Annotated in this window: 28 protein-coding genes and 2 pseudogenes; 15 read left to right on the top strand and 15 right to left on the bottom strand. The window is 59.9% G+C overall.

Annotation, left to right across the window (positions count from 1 at the left end; all coding sequences use genetic code 11):
* Window positions 1-97 precede the first annotated feature (97 nt).
* Window positions 98-250: a hypothetical protein gene (locus ACQZ5H_RS24280; protein WP_246777704.1), complete on the top strand. Its 153-nt coding sequence runs from the start codon at window positions 98-100 to the stop codon at window positions 248-250.
* Window positions 251-280: 30 nt separating this feature from the next.
* Here ACQZ5H_RS24280 and nhaA read toward each other — a convergent pair whose 3' ends face one another.
* From nhaA to ACQZ5H_RS24250, 6 genes are all read right to left on the bottom strand, one after another.
* The gene (gene nhaA, locus ACQZ5H_RS24275; RefSeq protein ID WP_449099165.1) at window positions 281-1,468 is read right to left on the bottom strand and encodes a Na+/H+ antiporter NhaA; all 1,188 of its coding nucleotides are present in this window, start codon (window positions 1,466-1,468) and stop codon (window positions 281-283) included.
* A gap of 602 nt (window positions 1,469-2,070) precedes the next feature.
* Window positions 2,071-3,351, bottom strand: coding sequence for a cation:proton antiporter (locus tag ACQZ5H_RS24270; protein WP_449099164.1), 1,281 nt, complete (start codon window positions 3,349-3,351; stop codon window positions 2,071-2,073).
* A gap of 25 nt (window positions 3,352-3,376) precedes the next feature.
* A complete protein-coding gene (locus tag ACQZ5H_RS24265) occupies window positions 3,377-3,502 on the bottom strand; it encodes a hypothetical protein (protein ID WP_281438229.1) in 126 nt (41 codons plus the stop codon).
* A 249-nt stretch (window positions 3,503-3,751) separates the two neighbouring features.
* Window positions 3,752-3,991, bottom strand: coding sequence for a hypothetical protein (locus tag ACQZ5H_RS24260; protein WP_130279783.1), 240 nt, complete (start codon window positions 3,989-3,991; stop codon window positions 3,752-3,754).
* Window positions 3,988-4,740 (bottom strand): glutaredoxin family protein, encoded by a 753-nt coding sequence (locus ACQZ5H_RS24255; RefSeq protein ID WP_207225169.1) that lies wholly within the window; start codon window positions 4,738-4,740, stop codon window positions 3,988-3,990. The genes ACQZ5H_RS24260 and ACQZ5H_RS24255 overlap by 4 nt, the downstream gene beginning before the upstream one ends.
* Window positions 4,741-5,157: 417 nt before the next feature.
* A complete protein-coding gene (locus ACQZ5H_RS24250; RefSeq protein ID WP_281438228.1) occupies window positions 5,158-5,286 on the bottom strand; it encodes a hypothetical protein in 129 nt (42 codons plus the stop codon).
* Between the two features lie 63 nt (window positions 5,287-5,349).
* On the opposite strand from ACQZ5H_RS24250, the gene ACQZ5H_RS24245 reads away from it, so the two are divergent.
* Complete coding sequence (locus tag ACQZ5H_RS24245) at window positions 5,350-5,784, top strand: response regulator (RefSeq protein WP_449099205.1); 435 nt, start codon at window positions 5,350-5,352, stop codon at window positions 5,782-5,784.
* 24 nt (window positions 5,785-5,808) lie between these two features.
* The gene (locus ACQZ5H_RS24240) at window positions 5,809-6,108 is read left to right on the top strand and encodes a hypothetical protein (protein WP_203431373.1); all 300 of its coding nucleotides are present in this window, start codon (window positions 5,809-5,811) and stop codon (window positions 6,106-6,108) included.
* Between the two features lie 144 nt (window positions 6,109-6,252).
* Here the strand turns inward: ACQZ5H_RS24240 and ACQZ5H_RS24235 are convergent, their stop codons facing one another.
* From ACQZ5H_RS24235 to ACQZ5H_RS24210, 6 genes are all read right to left on the bottom strand, one after another.
* On the bottom strand, window positions 6,253-6,618 hold the full coding sequence (locus tag ACQZ5H_RS24235; RefSeq protein WP_246777702.1) for a DUF202 domain-containing protein: 366 nt from the start codon (window positions 6,616-6,618) through the stop codon (window positions 6,253-6,255).
* A gap of 34 nt (window positions 6,619-6,652) precedes the next feature.
* The gene (locus tag ACQZ5H_RS24230) at window positions 6,653-8,935 is read right to left on the bottom strand and encodes an FdhF/YdeP family oxidoreductase (protein ID WP_449099163.1); all 2,283 of its coding nucleotides are present in this window, start codon (window positions 8,933-8,935) and stop codon (window positions 6,653-6,655) included.
* Between the two features lie 314 nt (window positions 8,936-9,249).
* On the bottom strand, window positions 9,250-9,816 hold the full coding sequence (locus ACQZ5H_RS24225) for a MarR family winged helix-turn-helix transcriptional regulator (protein ID WP_449099162.1): 567 nt from the start codon (window positions 9,814-9,816) through the stop codon (window positions 9,250-9,252).
* A gap of 147 nt (window positions 9,817-9,963) precedes the next feature.
* Window positions 9,964-10,791, bottom strand: a complete 828-nt coding sequence (locus tag ACQZ5H_RS24220) for a class I SAM-dependent methyltransferase (RefSeq protein ID WP_112717192.1) — start codon at window positions 10,789-10,791, stop codon at window positions 9,964-9,966.
* A 15-nt stretch (window positions 10,792-10,806) separates the two neighbouring features.
* Window positions 10,807-11,115, bottom strand: a complete 309-nt coding sequence (locus ACQZ5H_RS24215; RefSeq protein WP_148194953.1) for a hypothetical protein — start codon at window positions 11,113-11,115, stop codon at window positions 10,807-10,809.
* A gap of 139 nt (window positions 11,116-11,254) precedes the next feature.
* Complete coding sequence (locus ACQZ5H_RS24210; RefSeq protein ID WP_112717188.1) at window positions 11,255-12,784, bottom strand: PAS domain-containing sensor histidine kinase; 1,530 nt, start codon at window positions 12,782-12,784, stop codon at window positions 11,255-11,257.
* Window positions 12,785-13,048: 264 nt separating this feature from the next.
* Between ACQZ5H_RS24210 and ACQZ5H_RS24205 the strand changes: the two genes are divergently transcribed.
* A complete protein-coding gene (locus ACQZ5H_RS24205; RefSeq protein ID WP_203431372.1) occupies window positions 13,049-13,393 on the top strand; it encodes a hypothetical protein in 345 nt (114 codons plus the stop codon).
* A 471-nt stretch (window positions 13,394-13,864) separates the two neighbouring features.
* On the opposite strand, the gene ACQZ5H_RS24200 is transcribed toward ACQZ5H_RS24205, so the two are convergent.
* Together ACQZ5H_RS24200 and ACQZ5H_RS24195 are read right to left on the bottom strand one after the other, a co-directional pair.
* Complete coding sequence (locus tag ACQZ5H_RS24200) at window positions 13,865-14,332, bottom strand: GNAT family N-acetyltransferase (protein ID WP_203431371.1); 468 nt, start codon at window positions 14,330-14,332, stop codon at window positions 13,865-13,867.
* Between the two features lie 20 nt (window positions 14,333-14,352).
* The gene (locus ACQZ5H_RS24195) at window positions 14,353-14,556 is read right to left on the bottom strand and encodes a cold-shock protein (protein ID WP_112717180.1); all 204 of its coding nucleotides are present in this window, start codon (window positions 14,554-14,556) and stop codon (window positions 14,353-14,355) included.
* 438 nt (window positions 14,557-14,994) lie between these two features.
* Between ACQZ5H_RS24195 and ACQZ5H_RS24190 the strand changes: the two genes are divergently transcribed.
* The 6 genes from ACQZ5H_RS24190 to arsH are packed head-to-tail and all read left to right on the top strand — an operon-like array spanning window position 14,995 to window position 18,509.
* A complete protein-coding gene (locus ACQZ5H_RS24190) occupies window positions 14,995-15,348 on the top strand; it encodes an ArsR/SmtB family transcription factor (protein WP_148194956.1) in 354 nt (117 codons plus the stop codon).
* On the top strand, window positions 15,342-15,794 hold the full coding sequence (locus ACQZ5H_RS24185; RefSeq protein WP_246777701.1) for a GNAT family N-acetyltransferase: 453 nt from the start codon (window positions 15,342-15,344) through the stop codon (window positions 15,792-15,794). Before ACQZ5H_RS24190 ends, ACQZ5H_RS24185 begins: the two co-directional genes overlap by 7 nt.
* Window positions 15,791-16,318: an arsenate reductase ArsC gene (locus ACQZ5H_RS24180; RefSeq protein WP_203431370.1), complete on the top strand. Its 528-nt coding sequence runs from the start codon at window positions 15,791-15,793 to the stop codon at window positions 16,316-16,318. The genes ACQZ5H_RS24185 and ACQZ5H_RS24180 overlap by 4 nt, the downstream gene beginning before the upstream one ends.
* Window position 16,319: 1 nt before the next feature.
* On the top strand, window positions 16,320-17,378 hold the full coding sequence (gene arsB / locus ACQZ5H_RS24175) for an ACR3 family arsenite efflux transporter (protein WP_203431369.1): 1,059 nt from the start codon (window positions 16,320-16,322) through the stop codon (window positions 17,376-17,378).
* Between the two features lie 2 nt (window positions 17,379-17,380).
* Window positions 17,381-17,806 (top strand): arsenate reductase (glutaredoxin), encoded by a 426-nt coding sequence (gene arsC, locus ACQZ5H_RS24170; protein ID WP_203431368.1) that lies wholly within the window; start codon window positions 17,381-17,383, stop codon window positions 17,804-17,806.
* Window positions 17,799-18,509 (top strand): arsenical resistance protein ArsH, encoded by a 711-nt coding sequence (gene arsH, locus ACQZ5H_RS24165; protein WP_162708705.1) that lies wholly within the window; start codon window positions 17,799-17,801, stop codon window positions 18,507-18,509. The genes arsC and arsH overlap by 8 nt, the downstream gene beginning before the upstream one ends.
* A 4-nt stretch (window positions 18,510-18,513) precedes the next feature.
* Here arsH and arsK read toward each other — a convergent pair.
* Window positions 18,514-19,718: pseudogene (arsK, locus tag ACQZ5H_RS24160) on the bottom strand (arsenite efflux MFS transporter ArsK).
* A gap of 148 nt (window positions 19,719-19,866) precedes the next feature.
* Between arsK and ACQZ5H_RS24155 the strand changes: the two are divergent.
* The 5 genes and pseudogenes from ACQZ5H_RS24155 to ACQZ5H_RS24135 all read left to right on the top strand — a co-directional run.
* Window positions 19,867-20,178: pseudogene (locus ACQZ5H_RS24155) on the top strand (SDR family NAD(P)-dependent oxidoreductase); the annotation flags it as partial.
* Between the two features lie 501 nt (window positions 20,179-20,679).
* Complete coding sequence (locus ACQZ5H_RS24150) at window positions 20,680-20,946, top strand: PepSY domain-containing protein (RefSeq protein WP_112717164.1); 267 nt, start codon at window positions 20,680-20,682, stop codon at window positions 20,944-20,946.
* A 3-nt stretch (window positions 20,947-20,949) separates the two neighbouring features.
* The gene (locus ACQZ5H_RS24145) at window positions 20,950-21,516 is read left to right on the top strand and encodes a cytochrome b/b6 domain-containing protein (protein ID WP_203431367.1); all 567 of its coding nucleotides are present in this window, start codon (window positions 20,950-20,952) and stop codon (window positions 21,514-21,516) included.
* Window positions 21,513-22,190, top strand: a complete 678-nt coding sequence (locus ACQZ5H_RS24140; RefSeq protein ID WP_130279764.1) for a response regulator transcription factor — start codon at window positions 21,513-21,515, stop codon at window positions 22,188-22,190. Before ACQZ5H_RS24145 ends, ACQZ5H_RS24140 begins: the two co-directional genes overlap by 4 nt.
* Window positions 22,187-23,503, top strand: coding sequence for a sensor histidine kinase (locus tag ACQZ5H_RS24135; protein WP_203431366.1), 1,317 nt, complete (start codon window positions 22,187-22,189; stop codon window positions 23,501-23,503). The genes ACQZ5H_RS24140 and ACQZ5H_RS24135 overlap by 4 nt, the downstream gene beginning before the upstream one ends.
* Window positions 23,504-23,524 lie beyond the last annotated feature (21 nt).

Raw genomic sequence — 23,524 nt, 5'->3', positions numbered from 1 at the left:
GATCGGGGTTTGTTGCTCCGTGCCGAACCACCGAGCACGTTATACTCAGCGCCTTCGGAAGGGGATCGCCATCCCTCGGCCAGACGACGTTTCCACGATGCAGGCTCTGGTGAAAGACCATTGCCTGACGAAGGCAATCAATCCGGACAGCGAGGAAGGGCGGGACCTCGCGCGCGAGTTGCTGAAGTGCTTTCAGATCGGCGTGACCAATAAAAGCAGACCAATTGAACCGCTCGCGTCCCGCATCTGACGCCGATCGAAGCTTGTGATGTATACGCGTCTACGTCGGTTGCTTCCTATGGCCCGACGCCCTCAGGACGACGGCCCCGGCCACGCCCGATGCAAGCGAGCCCGCAAGGATCCCGATCTTCACGTGATCTTGAGACGACGCATCCGGGAAGGCCAGCAGTCCGATGAACAGGCTCATCGTGAAGCCGATGCCGCAAAGCAGAGACACGCCCGTCATCTGCGACCAGGTCGCCCGCGCCGGAAGCTGCGCCAACCCGGACTTGACCAGAAGCGCCACCGTTCCAAGCACGCCTGCAAGCTTCCCCAGGAAGAGGCCGGCGGCGACGCCGATGGTCACCGGCTCCGCAAGGACGTTTGCCGACGCGCCTGCGAAGGAGACGCCGGCATTGGCGAAGCCGAATATTGGCACGATGAAGAAAGCCACCGGCTTCTGGAGTGCGTGCTCCAGTTTATGGAGCGGTGAGTCCGCGTCCGAGGCTTCGGGCGCGCCGGGGGTGACCTTCAGCGGAATGGCAAGCGCCAGGACGACTCCCGCGAGCGTGGCGTGAATCCCTGACAGGAAGACGGCGATCCAGAGGAGAACTCCCAGCGCCAGATAGGCCCAGATGTTCTTCACGCCGGACCGGTTCAGGATCACCAAGTTTCCGATCAAGACGGCTGCGACGGCAAGTGCAAGAACGTTGATGTCTGCCGTATAGAAAATGGCGATGACGATCACCGCGCCGAGGTCGTCGATGATCGCCAGCGCCGCCAGGAAGATCTTCACCGAGGCGGGCACCCTATCCCCGAGAAGGGAAAGGACGCCGAGTGCGAAGGCGATGTCGGTCGCGGTCGGAATCGCCCATCCTCTCAAGGTCGACGTGTCTGAAAGATTGAAGGCGATGTAGATCAGTGCGGGCAGCACCATTCCGCCCGCTGCAGCGGCGCCTGGAAGAATTCGTCTGCTCCAGCTCGACAGTTGTCCGTCCAGCATTTCCCGCTTGATCTCAAGGCCTACCAGCAGGAAGAAGGCGCTCATGAGGGCGTCGTTGATCCAGTGCTGTAGACTGAGCGGGCCGAGGTAGACATGCAGGGCGTGGAAGTAGACGTCTGCGGCGGGAGAGTTTGCGACGACGATCGCCAGCACGGCCACCGCCATCAGGATCAGGCCGCCCGACGCCTCGCTATCGAGAAACTGACGCAGCGTGGACTTGATGCGGCCTTGGATCGTTTTCGACACGGGTTCGCTTCTCCGATGAAGGTTGATCTCAGTCTCCGTCAATAAGGGGAATCCCCGGCGCACGCAGCACACGCGTGTCTCATAAGTAAGGACTGGATATGGGTTTGCCTAGTGAAAATCGACAGGCGCCGCCCGTTCTGACAAAGGCTTGAACGGCACGTCAGGCGCCTTACTTGTCGATCAGCAGCCTGAACCGGGCCGTGCATTCCGTCTCTTCCCATAGGAGGTCGCTAATGCGTCCCTCTCAAACGATATTGCTTGCCGTCACAGCAGTCGCGATCGCCGGACTGCTATACTTGGCTTTCTCCGTCGGCCATACCGTCGCCCCGCCACCCGTCTAGGAAGCGAGATGGAATGAGGCTCAAAGCCGAACCACCCAGCGACGCCGGCGGCGCCGACCGCAATTTGCCCCAGTGCAAGGAGGACCAGAGCGCGATCACTTATAGACGCCACTTATTTCTGACATGCATGCGTCTTCCACTCAAAATTGCGTTTCCCTTCCTTAGCGTGAAGCGTTAGACGCCTGCAAAGCGCGTGTGGCGGCTTCCCCGGCGCCGGCCCCTGTGCGGGAATGCTTGAAGGACGTCTCCGGCGGTCGGCTGTTAGTGGGAGGTCTTTTCAGCTGCTGGAGGCTTATCTGTAAGTATGGTTCGCCGGGCGAGTGCACCCAAGGTGAGACCCTGGACGATGATGCTGAACAACACCACCGCATAGGTGGAGGAGAGAATGGCGAGCTTGGCCGGGCTCTCCGGAACAGACAGGGCCAGCGCAATGGAGATGCCACCACGGATGCCCGCCCAGGTGAGGAATGGCACGTTCCTGGTCGACATCATATCGCTCGACCAAGCAGCCATGGCGGGCGCGCCGACGGCGATCAACCGAGCAAACAGAACAAGGGGGATGGCGACGGCCGCTATCTCCAGGGATCGTGTGTCGAATTTCAGGACGAGTACTTCGAGCCCGATCAGCAGGAAGAGAACCGAGTTGAGGATCTCGTCGATCAGCGTCCACAACCCGAACAGATAGGTCTGGGTGCGATCACTCATGGCCTTGCGCGGTCCGTGGTAGCCAATCAGCAGGCCCGCAGCGACCACGGATAACGGTCCGCTGACGTGAAGGCGATCGGCGATCGCGTAAGTGGCTGTGACAAGGGCAAGCGAGATCAGGACCTCGACCGAATAGTCGTCGATCAGGCGCATAGCCCAGTAAGCAATACCCCCGGTAACGATGCCAAGCATGAGACCGCCGCCGCCTTCCACGAGAAGGAGTTTGATAATCGACCCGGCGGTGATGGTGCTGTCATGACCCTGCGTCGCAAACAGCAGCATCACGGTGAACAGAACAATCCCGATACCGTCATTGAAGAGTGATTCGCCCTGCATTTCGACCTCAAGATTGGCAGGCACCTTGACGTTCTTGAGGGTTGCCAGAACCGCCACGGGATCCGTAGGGCTGATGAGGGCGCCGAATACCATCGACCAGGCCAGCGGCATCTCGAGTCCGAACAGTTTTGCGATGAGCCAGAAACCGACGCCAACAATAGCGGTGGACACGATCGTTCCGAACAGGGCGAGGATAGCCACAGGCGCAGCGCGGTCGCGCATCCTGCCCAGATCGACATGCAGCGAGCCGGCAAACAGCAGAAATGCGAGCATCCCGTTCATCACCACTTCGGTAAAGTCGATCCGAAGCAAGGCCTGGGTCAGCGGCTCGAAGAGGTGCCGCTTGGGATAAGCGGCGTCGACGGCGACAAGGATCAACGACGCCCCCACACTCATCACCAGAAGGCCGATCGTGTTCGGCAGCGGCAGGTACTTGTGGTTGATCCAGCCGAGGGCGGCCGATAGAGTCAAGAGAATGGCGGAGAGTTCAAAGATCGACACATCTACCCCGAGTGATCTGTGGTTTCTATCCGGAAGCGCGGATTGGCCGGAGACCGAACGCGCTTTTGCCGATCGAGAGCACGTTCGTCGCCGAGGATGGCACAACGTACAGCTTAAAGGCATTGGCGAACGGCAGACCGATGCCGCTCATTCCGGTTCTCCATCGGAATATACGTGGCATTCGTATTGAATTGATCGATTTTTCTGATAGGTGAGCGGTGTCCCTGCTGCAGTCATTGCGGAAATGCTTGGGCTGGTCCATCCGGTTTTGAACGAAACCGCGGTCCGGGCGAACTGGGGTTCTGCAGGCGGTCTTGGCGCGCCAAACCCTGAAGCGCTCTGCCGAGTCTCACGATGGAACTTCGATGCCCTAAGACAGGGTTTCGCATTGAAACGCGCACTACCCAATACCAAACGCGGCGTCACTCTCGGGTGTAGCGACCTCACGCCGTCGATGGAGGGCCGTCCGACCGCGGCCTGCGAGGAGCAGATCCAGTTCATCCCTCGAATTGCCGAAGCGCTCGATAAGCCGGCGGGCCTCGTGCCTGCTGACGCCGTACTGCCGGCGGAGCGACGCGATGTTGTGGATCGCTTCCGGCTCATTTTGACCGTCTGTGGTTTCGTCCTGGGGCTCGCTCATGTCAAAACTGCCTTTATTATCATCCAGACGGCCATCGCGACCATCATGAGGTTTTCGGTCAGGGATATGAATCCCAAGGGAACGTTGCTGTCGCCACCAAGGCACGCGCACTTCAACTCGCGCTTCTCGACGTAGACCGCCTTGAATACTGAACAGGCGCCGATCGTACCGATGGCCAGTGCGACCGGCGAGGCGATCAGGGCCAACATCCCGCCTGCGATCATCAGCACGCCCGCGAAGGCTTCGGCGAATGGATAGATATAGGCGTAGCGAACCCAGCGCCGAGCCAGGAGATCGTAGCCGAGGAACATGTTCGTGAAACTCTCCAGGTCGCGCAGCTTTAGGATCGCCAGCTCGCACATGCTGAAGGCGGCAAACCACTCGACCGTGCGAAGCGATGCCAGAGTCCCGGCAGCACAGCCAGCTGCAATCGCCATCGATGCGGTCATCGCAAATACTGCCACGACCGGCACGTAGGAAGTGGCGTCCGGATCCTTTAGAGGATCGCCAAAGAAATTGCGAAGGTCGTCGTACCCACCGACGGGTCTGCCGTCGATGAAAATCTGCGGTGTGGTGCCAACGTCCTGGTCAGCCTTGAAGCGATCCGTTTCTTCACGGGTCCTGAGCCAGTGGTCCTCGACCCGATATCCTTCGCGTTGCAGCAGGTCGAGCGACTTGAGACCGAACGGACAGATGTGGTCCTTCATGACCATGCGGTAGATGACGGCCTTCTTGACCGGCGTCGCCATGAGCATCACGATGCTCCCGCACCGCGGGTTGACGTACGGTGGATCAGAAGGTCCGCGTCTTCGTAGGCCCACCGCGCGAACGCGTCCAACGTTTCCGACCGGGTAAAGGAAACGCCGAAGACGCTCACGCTGTAGTCGACGACGCCGCAGTCGATCCTCGCGACATATCTGCGATTGCGGCCGCCACGCGCGACGTAAGAATGGTTCGGCCTGATGAGGGTAGGCTGCATCTGCGTACTCCCTTTATCAAAAGATAATGGAGAGGCGCCCTTGCGGTTCCGCGATCCGCAAAATTTATATCACGTCATGATGAAGGTGCTTCAAAGATAGAACAGGACATAAACAGATCCGCCATAGATGCTCGCGCACATGATGGCTGCTCCGGCGAGAAAAAGCTTCACGTCCATCCCGTCAACCTCAGTTGACCGCCTGCTGGGTCTGCATTTGCGACACGACTTGGGGCGCTTCTGCGGGGATCGACGCGACAGCGAACATGACGGCGACATAGGCTGCGAATACCGTTGAAATGAAAGCCGTCTTCGTCATCGTATCATCCTTTATATCATGTGATGACATTCTTTAACGCTTCGACCATATTGTCAATCCTGAATACAGGCTGAACAAAACTGGGAGGAGGGGGCGATGACGGCCGAGAAAATATTGATTGTGGAGGACGACGCCATCCTGGCCGCCGATCTTCGCGACATAGTGACAAGCTTCGGCTACGAGACGTCCGGCGTCGCCGATAGTTTCGAGACCGCTCAAGCGCTCGCTCCGTTCAGCGATATCGCGCTTGTCGATGTCAAACTTCGAGACGGTGCAACGGGTCCCAGGGTTGGACATTATCTGGCAAGCGAGTTCGGGTTGGCAGTCGTGATGGTGACTGGCAATCCCGAGGCCATTCAAACCGGACTTCTGGGCGTCGTGGGCGTGATATCCAAGCCAGTTCATCCGCCGATGATAGGCAAGGTCCTGACCTATCTGCAGGACATCCGAAAAGGCGGCCGTGGCATTCCCCCGGGGGGATTACGACTATTAGACTGAGCTGGCAAGGGCAGGGGTATAGCGATGAAAGACATGCGCGCCGAACTCGGCCTTTGGGTCGGTCGGATCGAAACCATACTCATCGATCGGGGAGTGCTCGATGAAAAAGGACAGCTTGCCGTCGGGATAGGGCGTTCTTTCCCGCAGGAGGTAGAGGAGATTCTCGACGGCTTCATAGAGAATCCAATCGAGTTGATTGGTTTCCTGAGGATTTCGCGCGATGCGCGCGATGGAATGCCGCTGTCGCCGGCAGTCCTGACGGCGGCACATCTCATGGCGAAGGAGGTCTTGAACGTGTTGCAGCGCTCGGAATTCGATCGATAGACAGGAGCCCGGCTCGTTCAAAAAGTCATTGCCACGATCCATACGAGGACACCTATCCCGAGGATCGCGCCAATGCCGACCGTGCCATAGTTGGGTTCGTGATCCATGCCTCGTCCAGCTCACTGGCCAAGCGTGCCTGAGCGATCAAACCATACGCCGAGGAGAGTAACGAAAGACACGATCGCCAGAAAACCGGCTCACGGCGAGCAGCAGGACGCTCGGTATCTTCTTGATATCCGGCTCCGGCGGCGGCGGCCCAGGATTGAACTCCCTGATAACGGCGACGACGAAACAGAAAGCGCTGAAGACGACCAGAATCGTCCCCGTCGTGACAATGAGGATTTCCGGAACGACGTCCGCCAAGAGTGCTTTCGCTCCTATCCCGCTGGCAAGCGCCGTTAAGCCCGTTCGCATCCAGGCAGCATAGGTGCGTTCGGCGGCATAGATCGTGCGGTCGGCGGCAAGCACTGTGCGCCGGTCTGGTCCGGCCTCATCGCTGCGCTGGCTCATGCTGCCAAGCCTCCTGTCCCCCGCCGGGCGCCCATCATGGCTCGGCCTCTATCCTGACGGGTATCGATTTAGAGGCCGGCGTCTTCGAAAGCTCGTCGTGATGATCGATCGCATTAAGAACGTTGCACTCCGGATAGTAGGAACAGATCGTCCCCTTCGGCAGGGCGTGCTGTGTTACGACTAGACCGCCGAGCTCTCGCCGCCTGCCGTCCTCGAAGTCGCTGACGAGCCGCACTGTCTGTCCGGGCGCGAGGCCGGCTTCGGCGATGTCTTCGGCGCACATGAGGACGACATCGCGCGTGCCCTCGATCCCGCGGAATCGGTCGGAATATCCATAGATCGTCGTGTTGAACTGGTCGTTCGATCGCATCGTCAACAGTCGGTAACGGCCAGGTCTGTCGGGGAAGGACAGCGAGTTCAGTTGATCGGGCGTTGTGAAGACCGCCTTCTTTTCCGGGGTCTTCCAGATGCGGTCGTGCGCCGCGTTGCCACGATAGAAGCCGCCGGGTTCGTTGAGCCGCTCGTTGTACTTCGCGAAATCTTCCGGGTAGGTCTTCTCGATGAGGTCCCGCACGAGGGAGTAGTCGCCGGTCCAGTCGTCCCATGTCACTTTGGGATTTACGGGAAGGGTCGCCTTGGCGATCCCGGCAATGATGGCGAGTTCACTCTTCAGGTGCTCCGAGGCCGGGCTGCGCTTGCCGATCGAGCCGTGGATGTGGGAGAAGCTGTCCTCGATGGAAATATATTGGTTTCCGGTCGCCTGATCGTCTACCTCCGAGCGCGAGAGACATGGCAGGATATAGGCCGCCTTTGCCGGAAAGAGATGGCTTCGATTGAGCTTGGTCGAGACCATCACGGTCAGTTCCTGCTTCGCCCATGCGACTTCCATGTCCCTCTGGTCGGGGACGGCCCGAAGCAGATTGCCGCCGAGCGATACGAAGCCCTTGACGTGACCGCTCATCAAGCCCTTCACCGCGTCGACCATATGGGTGCCATCCTCCGTCGGCGGATCGAAATCGAAAAGTTCCTTCAGCTTGTCCATCGGAACCAGCTTGGTCTTTTCTGCGATGCCGACCGTACGCTGGCCTTGGACGTTAGAGTGGCCGCGCACGGGACAGACGCCTGCGCCTTCGCGCCCGATGTTGCCCCGCAGCATCAGCAGGTTGGCCAGCATCGCGATGTTGAGCGCGCCCTTCGAATGCTGTGTGAGGCCCATGCCGTATACGCCGATGACCCTCTCGGCCTCGACATATATTTGACCGGCCCGGCGGATGTCGGGCTCGGTTAGACCGCTCTCGCGCTCGATGTCGGACCAGGATGCCGTCCGGACACAGTCGACGAACCGGTCGAAGCCCGTCGTATGCTGCTCGATGAACTCGACGTCGAGGATGCGTTTAAGACCGAGCGTCTTGGCGTCGTCGTCGGCCTCGACCACCACCTTGCAGAGGCCAAGGATTGCCGCGACATCGCCGCCGCTTTGCACCTGCAGATATAGATCGGAAATTACCGTCTCTTCGCCTGTCAGCATTTGGCGCGGGCTCTGCGGATTGACGAAACTGACAAGGCCCTGCTCGATCACCGGATTGAAGGTGACGATCTTCGCCCCACGCTGCTTCGCCTCCTGGAGAGGGTGCAGGAAGCGTGGGCTGTTGCTTCCAGGATTCTGCCCGAAGAAGAACAGGCAGTCGGTCTTTTCCAGATCGTCCCAGACCACGGTACCCACCGGCGAGCCGATCACCTTGGTCAGGCCGACCGACGTCGTCTCGTGACACATGTTGGAGCTTTGCGGGAGGTTGTTGTTGCCGTAGAGACGTGCGAGCAGAGCATAGAGATAGGAGGCTTCGAGACCGGCATGGCCGGAGGAATAGAAGACGACCTCCTTTGGTTCTAGGCGCTTCAGCACGGCGCCGATGCCGGAAAACGCCTCTTCCCAACTGACTTCGACATAGCGATCCGTGTCGGCGTCGTAGCGCATCGGATGCGTAAGGCGTCCGGCCATTTCGAGGTCGTGATCTTTCCAGTCGCGAAGTTCCAGGACCGTGTGGTCGTTCCAAAAGTCGGGCTTGCACCGTGCCGAGGTCGATTCCCACAACGTCGCCTTCGCCCCGTTCTCGCAGAACCCAAAGGGATGGTAGTTTGCCGGCTTCGGCCAGGCGCAGGAAACGCACATGAAGCCGCCAGGCTTGTTCTGCTGCTTCAGGGTTTCGAGGACCGCCGGATTGGAAAGGGTCTCGCCGTAAATGCGCGCGATCGATTTCACCGATCCCCAGCCGCCGGCCGGTCCTTCGGATGCAGGGTCAGTCAGATGCTCGTTCATGAAAACCTCCACGCCGTAGGAAATGCAAACGCGCGGGCGATGCATCGGTTTCCAGGTGGCGAACTTTTAATGCGGGACGCTATCGATGTATGCTTCGATTGTTTGAGCGCCCGTGCAAAGGCGGAAGGCCCGCCCATAATGACGTCAAGGCTGATGCGCCGACGAGCGACCACGCCCAGAGGGTTTTTGAGGGGCGATAGGGTGCCGACCAGCGTTCTGCGTCCGCGATAGCTGTTATCCTGGTTTTATATCATGTCATGATACAAGAACGAAGTTGGAGATCAATCACGACGTGATAAAAAACTTTGACGGCGTCAGGCGAGCTCGGTGACCTGTCGCAGGCGGGAGAGGGATTCCGCCAGCAGCGGCTCGTTTTCGAGCATGCCATCGACGTGGATGCGGGCAAGTGCTTCAAGGACCTCCCGCCCTTTCGAGGTCAGGCTAATCATGACGCTGCGCTTATCGTCCTCCGCCGGGATACGCTCCGCCAAGCCAGCGGAACACATGCGGTCGACGAGCTGGACGGCGCCATGGTGATGCATCAGCAACTGCTCGGCGAGATCTCGAAGCCTGATCTGACGATGAGGGGTGGACCGCACCACGAGGAGGGCCTGATATTGTGGAGACGTGACGCCCGCTTCCGCAAGCGCGGCCTCGCTGAACGCCAGGAAGCGCCGCATTGCGAGCCGGAAGCCGGCCAGACCTTCATAGACTTGATCGCTCAGGGCCGCTGATTTTGAACGGGACATCGAAAAGACCTTATATGTGTCATGGTATGATATAATCGGCATGGCCACGCTGAGATAACGGTTCGCGGGCCGGTGGAGTCTGTGCGGGAGACGCTGCAAAGCAGCGGCATCGAGTCGATGCTCGCGAACCATAATCTCACCAAATACGCGTGACGACTGTGCCAAATTCGTGACGCCCCTGCATTTTGTGCGTGGGGTGGCTCGTCCTGCGATGCCAACGGAAATCAGTGCTCGTGACGGGTCTACTGCCGTTTGCTTGTGACCAAAAGCGCTGCAGCACTAAGCGGCCGTACCGAGCACAAGCAAAGCAGTCATGGCACCCTCTGGTCGGGCGGCGAGATCCGCCCTGATGACCTTTTCTACCGCAGCGACCGTTTCGAACAGAAGGCCCGGGGATCGCTCCTCGATCTCGCTGCGAAGCGGCGTGCCCTCGCAGAATGCCGCCGCGATCGTGCCGGCGTCCGGTGCTGTCGATGTCAGCTCGACGCGATCGCAGGAGACGGCCGAGAATCCTGCCGCCGACATCTGCGCTCGGATGACATCCTGATCGTAGTATGAATACGGCAGCCGGCGCAGGAACGACGGTGGGTCTGCAGGAAACAGCCTCGCCAGTGCCTCGTCCACGGCCCTGGCGAAGTCGTTGTCGTGAAGCCAGTCCCAGGTGCAAAACAGGAACCTGCCGTTCTTGCGCAGAACCCGCGCAGCTTCGCGAAACGCTGCCACCTTGTTCTGATAAAACATGACGCCGAACTGCGAGACGACCAGATCGAACATTTGCGGCCCGAAGGGCAGCTTACCAGCGTCGGCCTCCAACCAGTGGACCTCCAGCCCCTCGGTCGCCCTGCGCCCCTCAGCTGCCATGGCCGGGCTGATATCAGTCGCCACGATTTCAGCGGTTGGCATGCGAGAGCGAAGCGCGCGTGTCAGGACGCCGGTGCCGGCTGCGACTTCGAGGATGTTTGCTGGACGGGATCGGGCGGCATACTCGACCATGTGCACGGCATAGGGATCGAAGAGGATCGGAGAGAGTAACGTTTCGTAGCTGGAAACGAGGCGATCGTTGAACGTCGGATTCAACCAGCCGGAGGTCTGCTGCGTCTCGATCATACCAAACCTCCGCGATCAGTGGAACGTGGGCACTGCGACACGAGAAGCGCTGATTCCGTCGAGAACCGCAATCAGTTTCTCGAACTCGATTAAGATGCCGAGGAGCTCTGCTGTGTCCATTGCTGCAATCTCGTCCAGAGACGTCTTGACGGACGCAATGAGGGTGTCGATCCAGAAGCGTTTGTCCGGCCGCACGCCCTCAAGCGCCGTCGTGCGGTAGGCTTCAAGCTGTCCGAGTATTCGCTCGATCAGGCCCAGGCGGCTCTGACGATCAAGCTGTGGCAGAACAAGGCACGCATCACGGATATCGGTCGCCAGCGTCATTCGGGTCCTCCCCAGGGCAGATCAACAGCTAACACAACCGTCGCGTTTGATCATCCGGACTTTGGTCCGGGATCGCAGCTTGGTCCGCATCCGTACAAAGCGCGGCCGATCAGGTCCCCGAGCCGCAATCGTCTATCAGTCAGAAGCACCGTCCGGCATTACAGGCTTCCGAAAGTGCCCGCGACAACTGGGTCTGACTGAACGGCTTCGACAATCGGACGACATCGCTCAGAAGCTCGGCCCCCTCGGGAAGCTCGGCGTAGCCTGTCGCTAGAATCAATGGAAGGCTCGGATACTGCTGCCTTACGCGCCTGCAGAGCTCTGCGCCGGTCATGTGGGGCATGGCATGGTCCGTGATCACGACAGCAGGGAGCTCACCACTATCCAATATCGTCATGGCCTCCGCCCCGGAGGACGCCTGCATGGTTTCCATGCCGAGATCCTCAAGTAAGAGGACTGTGTTCATGAGCACCAGCGCGTCATCATCGACCACCAGGACCGTCATGGCGGTTGGCGCGGGATCAAACACGGTCTCGGGGGTAGAAGCGGCCAATGTCGACGGCTCCCCTGACACCGGAAGCCAAAGCTCGGCTGTCGTGCCGACACCCGGTTTAGACTTCAGCACCAGTTGTCCGCCGCACTGTGCCATGAGCCCCTGGACCATCGCGAGACCCAATCCTGTGCCCTTGCCGACGCCTTTCGTCGTGAAGAATGGTTGGCTGGCATTTGCGAGTGTCTCTGCATCCATCCCCTCTCCCTGATCGGCAATCGAAAGGCAGACGTAGTCGCCTGTCGCGAGCGAGTTAGCACTGCCTGTTGTCACATACCGCCGCTCCGCCGTGATGGCGATTTCGCCACCATCCGGCATTGCATCGCGCGCATTCACGACGAGGTTGAGGAGCGCACTCTCCAACTGATTGGCGTCGGTAAGCACGGGGGGAAGATCAGCTGGAAACGCGGTGTTGATGACAACCTCCGGGCCGATCGTTCGACGCATCAGGTCTGCCATCCCGCCGACAAGGTCGGGAACGCGTAGCGAGTCGATCTTCAGCTCTTGCCGCCGTGCGAACGCCAGAAGCCGTTGCGTCAACGTTGCGCCGCGCTGGGCGCCCTGAATGGCATTTTCGATGAGGTCTAGGACGTCCGGCCTGACGGCTCGCTTCCTGGCAATCTCGAGGCTGCCCAGGATCGCCGTCAGGAGATTGTTGAAGTCGTGGGCCAAGCCGCCTGTCAGCTGCCCGACCGCCTCCAATTTGTGAGCCTGAACCATGGCCTCCTGAGCCGCGCGCTTTTCGCTGATATCGCGCGTGATCTTGGCGAAGCCGATCAGGTTCCCGTCAGCGTTTCGGATCGGATCGACGATGACGTTCGCCCAAAACTTGGATCCATCCTTGCGCAGCCGCCATCCCTCACGCTCGAAGCGACCGTCGGCTTCAGCGATCCTGAGCGCCTCTTCCGGGAAACCCTTTGCGCGGTCTTCCTCGGTATAGAAGGTCGAGAAGTGGCGACCGATGATCTCGGCCTCGGAATATCCTTTCAGCCGCTCCGCTCCCGGGTTCCAACTCGTGATGTTGCCTGCCGGGTCCAGCATGTAGATTGCATAATCGGTGATTGCTTCGATCAGCAGGCGGTAGCGCTGCTCAATGCTGGGGTTTGGTCCCTGTGTCATTCGACTGCAATCTTCCCGGTAAAAAATCGTGAACTGCAAACCCGTGGTTACCCCACGCTATCTAGTGCGTCTATCAAAATGCGCCACGGACCTTGGTCGAATTGATGCATTTTAATCATTGGAAAGAGACTTCATTTGCCATTGGTTGGCAGGACGCTGGACAAACAGGGAGCAAACACCAGCTTGTAGCTACACGTATCCAAAAAGGGCAAAGATGCCCGTCCAATCCAATAATGACTTAGTTAACACCTGCGACGAAAAGTGATGACGGACCTTCTTGATAAGCTGGAACGCCTCAGGGCTCCCGCACTACTGGTTGGCGCGGACGACCTGATTATCTTCGCGACCGCAAGTGCGCAGGATATTCTTCTCGACGTCGATGTGACGGACATGCCGGCAGCAAGCTTCCTGTGTGACTGGGATCGCTGCCGCGAGCTGCGCGCCAATCCGGAAACGAAGACCGTGGAAGTGTTTCTCCGGAGTGGACAGTACCGGTCGATGTCGGCTGCCGTCTTCAATACGAAGTTTCGCAGGAGACCGGTGTCGGGGGTCGTGCTGTTTCCAGATAGCCAGAACGCCTCGTGCACTCCGTTCCGGAGGCGCTCTTAGCCGCCCAATACGTGTTTGGTCGCACAGCCGACCTGGCGGGCAAGTCCGCCAGATCATCATCATCCGACATCAGCTCGCCCACGAGACGTTTCCGTTCGTCTTCGCGAAGACCCGCCATTCATGGTCGAACGTGAACCTGCCGCACATGCCCTTACGCTCTCCCGCTTCTGAGGCCCGCCAGATCGCGTTCCAGATCACGATTTGCGAGCTCCGAAAGCATGAGGTTGTCCGCCAGCTCCACGAGTGCGGCCCAAACTTCTTCCGGTGTCCAACCCGCGTCAACGCCCGCCAAAGCAACCGCGGCCACGACGTCGTCCTGGCTTCCTGACACCGCAGGAAACGGTCGGGATGCCCGTCGGCGGGAGGGGAAGGGATACGGTCCATGGCGGTGAACTGTCTTGCCCAATCTCGGCGTCAAGGGACCCGTCTTGCGAACGTCGCCGGCATCTTCGTGAGACGATCGCTTTTCCGTCAACTCTCCTGGCGCGTCCAGACCTTGCAGATGGCTGTTTCCGTTTGCCGGTACGTCTTGAAGCCCATGCGCTCGTAGTAAGCCTGGGCGACAGCGTTCGCGTTGCCTATGAAAGCTTCGATTTTCGTCAGTCCCGTACTGATCGCAGCCTGCTCACTCGCCGCAAATAGTCTGGTTCCGACGCCGCCTCGTGCGGCATCCGGTGAAACGTGCGTACCAATGATACCCCAGCCGGCCGGCGTGCCGTACGGATTGCCATCGACGGCGCGGATCAGGGACTGGAACCCGAGGATGATACCGTCGTCGTCTTCGGCAAGAGTGCAGCATATGCTCAGCGGATTGTCGACATAGTGCTCCCGAACGTAGTCGATCTCTGCCGGCATCGTTCGCTTGCCGGCCTCGACCAGATTTTCGAGAAGTTCGCTCATCGCGTCCACGTCGCTGCTGGTCGCTTCCCTGACTTTCATCGACACGCTCCAGCGCTAAGTCAGGCGCCGCGGACGCCCTCGGCCCGTGACTTGCCGGTCCGGCGATCCTGGCCCACCTCGTAGGAAACCCTCTGGCCATCCCGCAGAAGCGTCGAACCCTGCACTGCGCTCACGTGAACGAACACGTCCTGACCGCCTTCGTCCGGTGTGATGAAGCCAAAGCCCTTTTCCTGGTTGAAAAACTTGACCGTGCCGTAAGCCACTAGCGATCCCCCTGATGTCGCGCAGGCATTTCATAGCCTCTCAACAAGTGGGCCGCAACAGGGGTACAGTCGCAACAAGGAGGCGGCCAAGCGATGAACCGGAAGAAAGGCAAAAGCGCGCCCAGGCAAGCAAGGGCACCGACGAGGAGGACAAAGCGAAGCGTCGGAGCGCAGGAAGAACGGCTGCCCGTGCCGAGCGACGATCTCTCACCCCTCGCTCGGCCTATGGCGACAACCGCTTTCGGCCTTGTCGTCGTCACCGAGGTCACCGGCGAACTCGTCGATCCGGAAGAGATCGCCGAATATCAGCCGTGGTGACTTATGGTCACCTCAGGCTCGATGGCCTGGTTTGCAGGGCATCTCCGAGTTCCAGCTGCACATAATCCGCCCCGGCTAAGCGGCGGTTGACTTCTTCCATATATCCATTATTCTGGATATATGGAAAGCAGAAGCGCAATAGCGGCCCTTGCGGCCTTGGCCCAGAACACCCGCCTGGAGACGTTCCGTCTGCTCGTGCGGCACGAACCGGAGGGAATTCCGGCAGGTGAGCTCGCACGGCTCCTCGATGTCCCGCAGAACACAATGTCGGCGCATCTTGCGACGCTTTCCCGTGCAGGGTTGGTGAGGAGCGAGCGCCAGAGCCGATCAATCATCTACCGGGCCGACCTGAACGGCTTGCGCGACCTGACACTATTCCTGCTGAAGGATTGTTGCGGCGGATCGACGGAGCTTTGCGCTCCTTTGATCGCAGAACTGACGCCGTGCTGCGCGCCGGGGGCGACCCCATGCTGAGCGTGATCGCATTGCACGAAGTGGCCGGTAGCGACGCTCGTCTTCGCGAAGCGCTCCGTGCGGCGGATCTCCCAACCGATGACATTGAAGACGATGGCCGCGCATTCTTTGAAGCAGCCTCAGGCGACGGCCAAACGATCGGATATGCCGGCCTCGAACGCTGCGCCGGCGATTGTCTGCTGCGGTCTGTTGTCGTTCTGCCGGCACATCGGGGTCATGGGGTCGGCCGAGCCATCGTCGAGGCAACGCTGCGCGACGTCGATGGCAATGTCTTCCTCGCGACCACTAGCGCCGCCCCGTTCTTCTCCGCCATCGGGTTTTCCGAAGTTCCTCGGGCCGAAGCCGGCTGCGGTGATGGCGACCCGCCAACTATCATCCATTTGCCCATCGTCGGCGACCATCATGAAGCTCAACAGGCCTCCGATGACCACGGACCACGACCATGACTGACAAGACCGATAACGTGCTGTTCCTCTGCACGGGCAATTCCGCTCGCTCTATTCTCGCCGAGTCCATCCTTAACAAGGAGGGTGGCGGCAGGTCTAAAGCCTATTCCGCCGGCAGCCAGCCGAAGGGCGAGGTCAATCCACACGCGCTGAAGGAGTTGGAAACGCTCGGCTACTCATCGACGGGTATCTCGTCGAAGAGTTGGGACGTGTTCGCCGAGACAGGTAGCCCGGAGATTGATTTCATCTTCACCATCTGCGACAGCGCAGCCGGCGAAGCGTACCCGGTATGGATTGGCCATCCGATGACCGCCCATTGGGGCGTCGACGATCCCGCGGCCGTCGTCGGAACTGAAGTTGAGATCCGGCGTGCCTTCGCCCAAGCTGCCCGGTTTCTGAAGAATCGGATCACCGCCTTCCTCAACCTAGCCGTCGCCTCGATCGACCGCCTGCCCCTCGAGCAGCACGTTCGCCAGATCGGTTCATTGGAAGGCGCATCGGTCAAATCCCCGAAGGCCGAGTAAGATGTCGACATTTGGACGATACCTGACTGTTTGGGTCTTCCTCTGCATCGCCGTCGGCGTTGCTCTTGGTCACCTGATGCCCGGCGTCTTCCAGGTCATCGGGGGCGCCGAGATTGCCAAGCTCAACATCCCGGTCGCGGTCCTTATTTGGCTGATGATCATCCCTATGCTGCTGAAGGTCGATTTCCGGTCGTTGGCGCGGGTCGGCTCCTACTGGCGCGGGATCGGCGTCACGCTGATCATCAACTGGGCGATCAAGCCATTCTCCATGGCTTTGCTGGGATGGCTTTTCGTCGGCTGGCTATTCCGACCCTATCTGCCGGCCGACCGGATCGACTCTTATATCGCAGGCCTGATCATCCTTGCCGCAGCACCTTGCACGGCCATGGTCTTCGTCTGGTCGAACCTGACGCGGGGTGAGCCGCTGTTCACCCTCTCGCAAGTGGCCTTGAACGACGCGATCATGGTCGTCGCCTTCGCGCCGATCGTCGGCGTGCTGCTCGGTCTCTCAGCCATCACCGTGCCGTGGGCGACGCTTGCCCTGTCGGTCGCGCTCTACATCGTGGTTCCCGTCATCATCGCCCAGGTGCTGCGGAACTACTTGACAGCCGACGGCGCAACAGGCGCGCTCGATCGCTTGCTTGCGAATCTGCATCCGCTATCGCTCGTGGCGCTGCTCGCCACGCTCGTGCTTCTTTTCGCCTTCCAGGGCGAGCAGATCATCGCTCAGCCGGCCATCATAGCGTTGTTGGCCGTGCCGATCCTGATCCAGGTCTATCTTAACTCCGGACTGGCCTACCTCTTGAACCGCATGGCAGGCGAGCGTCACTGCGTCGCGGGGCCGTCAGCGCTCATCGGTGCCAGCAACTTCTTCGAACTTGCGGTTGCCGCCGCCATTAGCCTCTTCGGGTTTCAGTCGGGCGCGGCACTCGCCACCGTCGTCGGTGTCCTGATCGAGGTGCCCGTAATGCTATCGGTCGTCTGGATCGTGAACCGCTCGAAGGGTTGGTACGAGGCATCGCCCGCCGTTTCCCGCAACACCACCATCGAAAGGCCCTGACCATGGACGCCACCATCTATCACAATCCGGCCTGCGGCACGTCTCGCAACACGCTGGCGCTGATCCGTGCCGCCGGGATCGAACCCACCGTCATCGAGTACCTGCAGAACCCGCCCTCGCGCGAGCAGCTCTCGAAGATGATCGCAGATGCCGGCCTGACGGTCCGCGAAGCGATCCGTGAGAAGGACACGCCCTATGCGGAACTCGGCCTCAACCATCCGGGCCGAACGGATGAGCAGTTGCTGGACGCGATGATTGCCACCCCGATCCTGATCAACCGGCCACTCGTCGTCACGCCGCTGGGCACCCGGCTGGCTCGCCCGTCGGAGATCGTGCTCGACATCCTGCCTGCCGACGCCTTCAAAGGACCGTTCACGAAGGAAGACGGCGAACAGGTCCTCGACCGGGAAGGAAAGCCCATTGTCTGAGACATTTCCCGCTTTGCAGGACGACCATCTTCAGCCCATCGCACCGGAATCTCTGCAGCCGGCATTCTCGACTCACAAGCCGAGAATCCTGATCCTGTATGGATCGCTACGGGAAGTGTCCTATAGCCGCCTCCTTGCATTCGAAGTCCGTCGGCTGCTTGAACGCCTCGGATGCGAGGTTCGGATATTCGATCCGGCGGGATTGCCGCTCCCGGACGAGGCACCCGTCAGCCATCCCAAGGTTCAGGAACTGCGCGACCTTTCCCTATGGTCGGAAGGCCAGGTGTGGATCAGCCCGGAGCGCCACGGCGCGATGACCGGCATCATGAAGGCGCAGATCGACTGGATCCCGCTGTCGCTCGGCTCCGTCCGTCCGACGCAGGGCAAGACGCTGGCGGTGATGGAGGTCTCCGGCGGTAGCCAGTCCTTCAACGCTGTGAACCAGTTGCGCATCCTCGGCCGCTGGATGCGGATGATCACCATTCCCAATCAGAGCAGCGTTGCGAAGGCGTTTCAGGAATTCGACACCGATGGCCGGATGAAACCATCTTCCTACTATGACCGCGTCGTCGATGTCTGCGAGGAACTGGTGAAGTTCACGCTCATGACCCGCGATGCCTCGTCCTACCTCACCGACCGATATAGCGAGCGGAAGGAAGAAGCAGCCGAGCTGGAGAAGCGGGTTTCGCTCAAGTCGATCTGACGCATCAAGCCGTCGCGGTGGCAGGCTGCTGGCAGGACGCTGCCACCGCGACGAATGCCGCGATGCTGATCGCCCCGAGACATGCGTGTGCGACGAGGGCGCCGCTCAGCCCGAGATTCTCCATGGCCGCCGCGAACACGAAGGGCGCGCCGGCGCCGACCGCCAGACGGGCGGCCGCCATCTTACCTGTGATCGCACCATATCCGTCCGATCCGAAGAGATAGAGCGGCAGGCTCCCCTGCGCGATGCTGTTGATGCCGGAACCGAGCCCGAGGCAAATGGCGAAGGCGACCGCACCTGGCAGCCAGTTGCCTGTCATCAGCAGGACCAGGACGCCGAAGACAATCAGCACGGCCGAGAGGACGGCAAGCCCTGGCGGCGACAGGTTCTTCCCAAACACCATGTTGATCAGGCGGCTCAGCACCTGCGCCTGCCCGAACAGCGAACCAATCACGACGGCGGTCGCACCCAGCCCGATCGATCCCAGCATCGGCACCATATGGGCAAGGATCGCGGCAAGCGTGAAGCCGAGGAGCGCGAACGCAAATGAGACCATGACCATGGCGCGGCGGCGTGCATGCGGCGGGATTGCGCCGATGACCGTCTCGCGCTGCCGGATGGATGTTTCGCCTGCCTTCTTTCCGAGGCTTCGGATCCAGAAGTGCAGCAGCATACAGAGAAACAGGTTCAACGCTGCAAAGACGAGGTAGATCTCCCGCCAGGACAGATAGGCGGTGAGCGTGGCCGATATCGGCCGGAAGATCGTCGAGGCAAAGCCGCCGATTAGCGTCAGATAGGTGATGCTGCGTAAGGCTGTGCGGGGATCGCTTTCGACCAGTGCTGCGAATGCCGCTTGATACTGGACCATGCCGGACGAAACCTCGAGTAGGATGATAGCGACGGCGAAGATCGCGACCGAGGGCGACCAGGCGCATAGGGCGAGCGTGACTGCGGCAAGGGCCGAGCCGTTCGTCATGATCGTCGCGGCGCCGATCTTGTCTGCTTGCCGATATAGGTGGCCGACAGGCCACCGATGAACAGTGACACGGAGAAGACGCAAAAAACTTCCGCCAGCGACAAGCCGAGATTGGCCGCCATGCCGGACGCCAGGATGCTGAAGCTGTAATGGGTGCCGTAACCGATGAACTGCGTCACGCCCAGAGCCGAGACGAGCCCGGCCGGAATTTTCGAGCTACGCAACGACGTCATCCTTGCCGGCCGGGATGCAGCAGTCATAGAACCGAGGTACACAGCGATGCTCAAGACAGATAACTCTGCGCTCGCCGGTAAGCGAGCACTCGTGACGGCGGCCGCTCGCGGCATCGGTGCCGCCGTGGCGTTATAGCTTGCCGAAGATGGCGCCGACGTTGCCGTAACTTTCGAGAAGTCCTCCGAATACGCCAGTGCCGTTATCGCGGAGATCCACGCGATGGGCCGCAAGGCTGTTGCCATTCAAGCAGACCCCGCGCTTGCCGAATCTGCGACGGCTGCCGTCGAGCAAGCAGTCGAGGAATTTGGCGGGCTCGACATTCTGGTCAACAACGCCGGAGTCCTATTCGCAGGCTATTTCTCGACGCAGCCGCTGCGAGAGATTGACCTCGTCGGCGGTCTCGCAACGAGCTACAAGTCGACCGACCGGGCGTGCGGATTCCATTGCGACGGACGCTAAGCGCTCATCCAGATGGCTTGTGCGAGCCAGCGTATCACTGCGCTGAGCCACAACGCCTAGCAGCCAATATCAAGCGCGCCTCCGACAGCCTAGGAGTTGCCGATGTTTCTCTAAGGCAATGGCTCCGCCATCTCGTTCAACTGCCGCTGCAGGCGTCCTCTGGCATCGTTGACGGTCTGGCAGGTTATCTCGTCAACTGGCCATTTTGGCGCGGAGAGCAACGGCCGGCTGGTCAACGTCAGATCCCCGCAAGGATTGATCACTGACTGATCTCACACCGTCTCCGTTTCGGCGATCGCGTCCGTCGCGCGCTTTGGGGTGGGCGTGACGAGATCGGCTCAGGTTGCAATCCCGAGAGAGCACAGGTTGGAGCGTTCCCAACGGCCTACATGGTCGATAGCGCTTCTGGGAGTAATGACTTTGTCGGACAGGAGACAGACAGGTTTGCCAGGCCATTAATCCCCTCGTCGCCCCACGAGGGCTTTAATCGGGATTAAAATCATGAAGCTGAAACTCATCGCTGCACTTGCAATGTCTGCTGCAACTCCGGCCGTCGCCTTCGCCAGCCCGAGCTGCACAACGGAACCGAAGTCCAAATGGATGTCCGAGGACGCCATGAAGGCCAAGATCGATGCGCTTGGTTACAAGGTCAAGACGTTTGAGATCACCGGCAGCTGCTACGAGATCTACGGCAAGGACAAGGACGGCAAGCGCGCCGAAGTCTACTTCAACCCGGTGTCCGGCGAGATCGTTCAGAAGGGTGATTAGCCCATGACCACAACTGAGAAGAGAGCGGAGGGCGGATCGCCCTCCAATACCGCACCGCGGATGATCAAGGTCTGGGACCCGATTGTTCGCATTTTCCACTGGACGATCGTCGCCGCCTGTACCCTCAACCTCTTTGTCCTTGAAGAGGGCAAATATTGGCATCGCGTGACCGGATATGTCGTTGCCGCCGCAATTTTCATCCGGATCATATGGGGCTTTGTCGGCACAAAGCACGCTCGCTTCCGTGACTTCCTGCCAACCCCGGCCAAGGTCAGGAAACAGGTCCGCGGGATCATGACGCGCAGCGAGGACCGATATATCGGTCACAACCCGCTCGCTTCCACCATGATGCTTGTGCTGATCGGTTTGCTCGCAGCCACGGCCCTGACCGGCTGGATGACGACGCTTGATGCCTTCTGGGGAGAAAAATGGCTGGAGCAATTGCATGGGACCATTGCCAACAGCATTATGGTGCTTGTTTTCATTCATGCCGGCGCCGCCATCATCGAAAGTTGGAGACACCGGGAGAATTTGGTCTGGTCGATGGTAACGGGTCGCAAGAAACTATGAGGATCCTGCTGATCGAGGATAGCGCCCGGCTTCGCGATCTCGTCAGCGAAGCCGTCAGGGATGCCGGTTGGAAGATCGACGCCTTTGCAACCGCCGAACTTGGTCGCGCAGCTCTGGCCGATCACACGTATGATCTGTTGCTACTCGACCTCGGCCTTCCGGATGAAGACGGCCTGGATGTCCTGAAATCCCTGCGTGAGGAAAAGCTGCAAACTCCGGTGCTTGTCCTGACAGCCCGCGGTGCCATCGATGAGCGTATCGCCGGGCTTGACGCGGGCGCTGACGACTATCTCGCCAAGCCGTTCCACAACGGCGAACTCGTCGCCCGAATTCGGGCCCTCATGCGACGGGCGCCTGTGACGTCCATGCCAGTTCTGGAATACGGCGCTCTGCGGATAGACGTCGCCTCGCGTCGGGTCATGTGTTCGGGGGCGGAAATCACTCTGGCCCCCTCGGAAAAGGGCTTGCTTGAGCTCTTGATGCGAAATGGCGGTAAAGTCGTCGCGAAATCGAAGATCGAGCATGCCTTTTCGGAATTTGGAGACGAAAAAAGCAGCAATGCCGTCGAGCTCGCCGTCTCGCGGCTACGCAAGAAGGTGGAGGGACATAAGACGGGGACCTTGATCGAAACGGTCAGGGGGGTCGGATACATGATGCGCGAGGTGCCTGATTGAGCCGAAACCGCCCGACGCTCGGCACCATAGTGGCCAAGAGAATCGCGTTCTTTGCGGTTCTCGCAATGCTTGTTCAGCTTGCCGTCGTCATCTCCGACTACTACTGGAACACTGGTGAACTGTCTCGCCTCTACGTCGAACAGGAAACCCAACGACTGTCTGAGGGGATTTTCGTCGATCGCGACACCGTTCGCTACCAGCTTCCGCAGACGATCCGGGATCGATATCGACAGGACGGGGCTGGCTATTTGGCAAGGATCCGCAGCGCCAACGGCACACTCCTATTCGAGTCCTGCGATCCGGCCTGCGAAGATCGATTTCTTCCCGTCGATATCGACAGGCCGGATTTCTGGTTACGGTCGCTGAAGTCTGGCAAGCCTCTCACATTGGTCGGGGGGCGGGCATTTTTTATCGCAGGCCAGCGGTTTCTGATCGATGTCGCCACGCTTGGTGATCCACAAGAGGTTGTTTCCGACGTCTTGTGGAATGAGATCATCGAGCACCTTGTCGTGCCAATGAGTATTTTGCTCATTCTCGTGCTTGGGGCCACATTGCTTTCCGTACGACAGGCTCTCGGACCGGTCCGCGCCGCCGCCGAGGCAGCAGACCAGATCGATCCGATGGATGCGCGCTCTCATTTGAAGTTCGACGAGATGCCGCGCGAGGTTGCTCATCTTGCCATTGCCGTTAACAGGGCGTTCGAAAGGGTGGCGGAGCTCATGACGTCGCAAAAGACGCTGACCTCGGGGATCGCGCATGAAATCCGCACGCCGCTAGCAGCAATGAAGCTGGAACTTGGGCATATCGATCATCCGCGCGCGAGGCTGGTCGAGGCCGACCTCGATGATCTCGTGCGCTTCGTGTCCCAGCTAACGTCGCTCGCCCGCCTTGAAAGCTTCGATCACGGCGCTTTTGAAACTGTTGACCTGATCGAGGTGTCAACCTCTGCCGTCGAGCAGGTAGCACCCTGGGTATACGAGAACCTGCACTCCGTAGAGCTTATAAAAGACGTCGACAGCGCGCTGGTCAGGGGAGTTCCGTCTCTCTTGCGCGATGCGGTCCGTAATCTGATTGAAAACGCCGTTCGTCATACGCCGGAGCGAACCCATATCGTCGTCCGCGTCGGGTCCCATCTTATAGAGGTTGAAGATCGGCGGATGGCAGCTGTCGACCAAACTGTCAGGGAAGCAGAGACCGACAGCCTTGGGATAGGGTTGAAAATTATCGGCCGAATTGCCGAGATCCATCGCGGCAAGCTAAGGCGCTCGACATCGGCAAGTGGGTCGACCTTCACCTTAACCTTCCGACCATGAGGACCAGGTTGACCCGGGATA

The organism is Rhizobium sp. 21-4511-3d, from assembly GCF_053522545.1.
This window is presented reverse-complemented; position numbering and strand designations above follow the sequence as displayed.

What these genes read in the sequence shown, in the direction of transcription:
- ACQZ5H_RS24230 (WP_449099163.1), bottom strand. Translation starts at nt 8,935, where the DNA reads ATGAACGAGCATCTGACTGACCCTGCATCCGAAGGACCGGCCGGCGGC.
- ACQZ5H_RS24260 (WP_130279783.1), bottom strand. Translation starts at nt 3,991, where the DNA reads ATGAGCGAGCCCCAGGACGAAACCACAGACGGTCAAAATGAGCCGGAA.
- ACQZ5H_RS24205 (WP_203431372.1), top strand. Translation starts at nt 13,049, where the DNA reads ATGACGGACCTTCTTGATAAGCTGGAACGCCTCAGGGCTCCCGCACTA.
- ACQZ5H_RS24280 (WP_246777704.1), top strand. Translation starts at nt 98, where the DNA reads ATGCAGGCTCTGGTGAAAGACCATTGCCTGACGAAGGCAATCAATCCG.
- ACQZ5H_RS24265 (WP_281438229.1), bottom strand. Translation starts at nt 3,502, where the DNA reads ATGAGCGGCATCGGTCTGCCGTTCGCCAATGCCTTTAAGCTGTACGTT.
- ACQZ5H_RS24140 (WP_130279764.1), top strand. Translation starts at nt 21,513, where the DNA reads ATGAGGATCCTGCTGATCGAGGATAGCGCCCGGCTTCGCGATCTCGTC.
- arsC (WP_203431368.1), top strand. Translation starts at nt 17,381, where the DNA reads ATGGACGCCACCATCTATCACAATCCGGCCTGCGGCACGTCTCGCAAC.
- ACQZ5H_RS24250 (WP_281438228.1), bottom strand. Translation starts at nt 5,286, where the DNA reads ATGACGAAGACGGCTTTCATTTCAACGGTATTCGCAGCCTATGTCGCC.
- ACQZ5H_RS24185 (WP_246777701.1), top strand. Translation starts at nt 15,342, where the DNA reads ATGCTGAGCGTGATCGCATTGCACGAAGTGGCCGGTAGCGACGCTCGT.
- ACQZ5H_RS24190 (WP_148194956.1), top strand. Translation starts at nt 14,995, where the DNA reads ATGGAAAGCAGAAGCGCAATAGCGGCCCTTGCGGCCTTGGCCCAGAAC.
- ACQZ5H_RS24210 (WP_112717188.1), bottom strand. Translation starts at nt 12,784, where the DNA reads ATGACACAGGGACCAAACCCCAGCATTGAGCAGCGCTACCGCCTGCTG.
- ACQZ5H_RS24235 (WP_246777702.1), bottom strand. Translation starts at nt 6,618, where the DNA reads ATGAGCCAGCGCAGCGATGAGGCCGGACCAGACCGGCGCACAGTGCTT.
- ACQZ5H_RS24150 (WP_112717164.1), top strand. Translation starts at nt 20,680, where the DNA reads ATGAAGCTGAAACTCATCGCTGCACTTGCAATGTCTGCTGCAACTCCG.
- ACQZ5H_RS24240 (WP_203431373.1), top strand. Translation starts at nt 5,809, where the DNA reads ATGAAAGACATGCGCGCCGAACTCGGCCTTTGGGTCGGTCGGATCGAA.
- ACQZ5H_RS24215 (WP_148194953.1), bottom strand. Translation starts at nt 11,115, where the DNA reads ATGACGCTGGCGACCGATATCCGTGATGCGTGCCTTGTTCTGCCACAG.
- ACQZ5H_RS24225 (WP_449099162.1), bottom strand. Translation starts at nt 9,816, where the DNA reads ATGGTTCGCGAGCATCGACTCGATGCCGCTGCTTTGCAGCGTCTCCCG.
- ACQZ5H_RS24200 (WP_203431371.1), bottom strand. Translation starts at nt 14,332, where the DNA reads ATGAAAGTCAGGGAAGCGACCAGCAGCGACGTGGACGCGATGAGCGAA.
- ACQZ5H_RS24255 (WP_207225169.1), bottom strand. Translation starts at nt 4,740, where the DNA reads ATGGCGACGCCGGTCAAGAAGGCCGTCATCTACCGCATGGTCATGAAG.
- ACQZ5H_RS24180 (WP_203431370.1), top strand. Translation starts at nt 15,791, where the DNA reads ATGACTGACAAGACCGATAACGTGCTGTTCCTCTGCACGGGCAATTCC.
- arsB (WP_203431369.1), top strand. Translation starts at nt 16,320, where the DNA reads ATGTCGACATTTGGACGATACCTGACTGTTTGGGTCTTCCTCTGCATC.
- ACQZ5H_RS24220 (WP_112717192.1), bottom strand. Translation starts at nt 10,791, where the DNA reads ATGATCGAGACGCAGCAGACCTCCGGCTGGTTGAATCCGACGTTCAAC.
- ACQZ5H_RS24145 (WP_203431367.1), top strand. Translation starts at nt 20,950, where the DNA reads ATGACCACAACTGAGAAGAGAGCGGAGGGCGGATCGCCCTCCAATACC.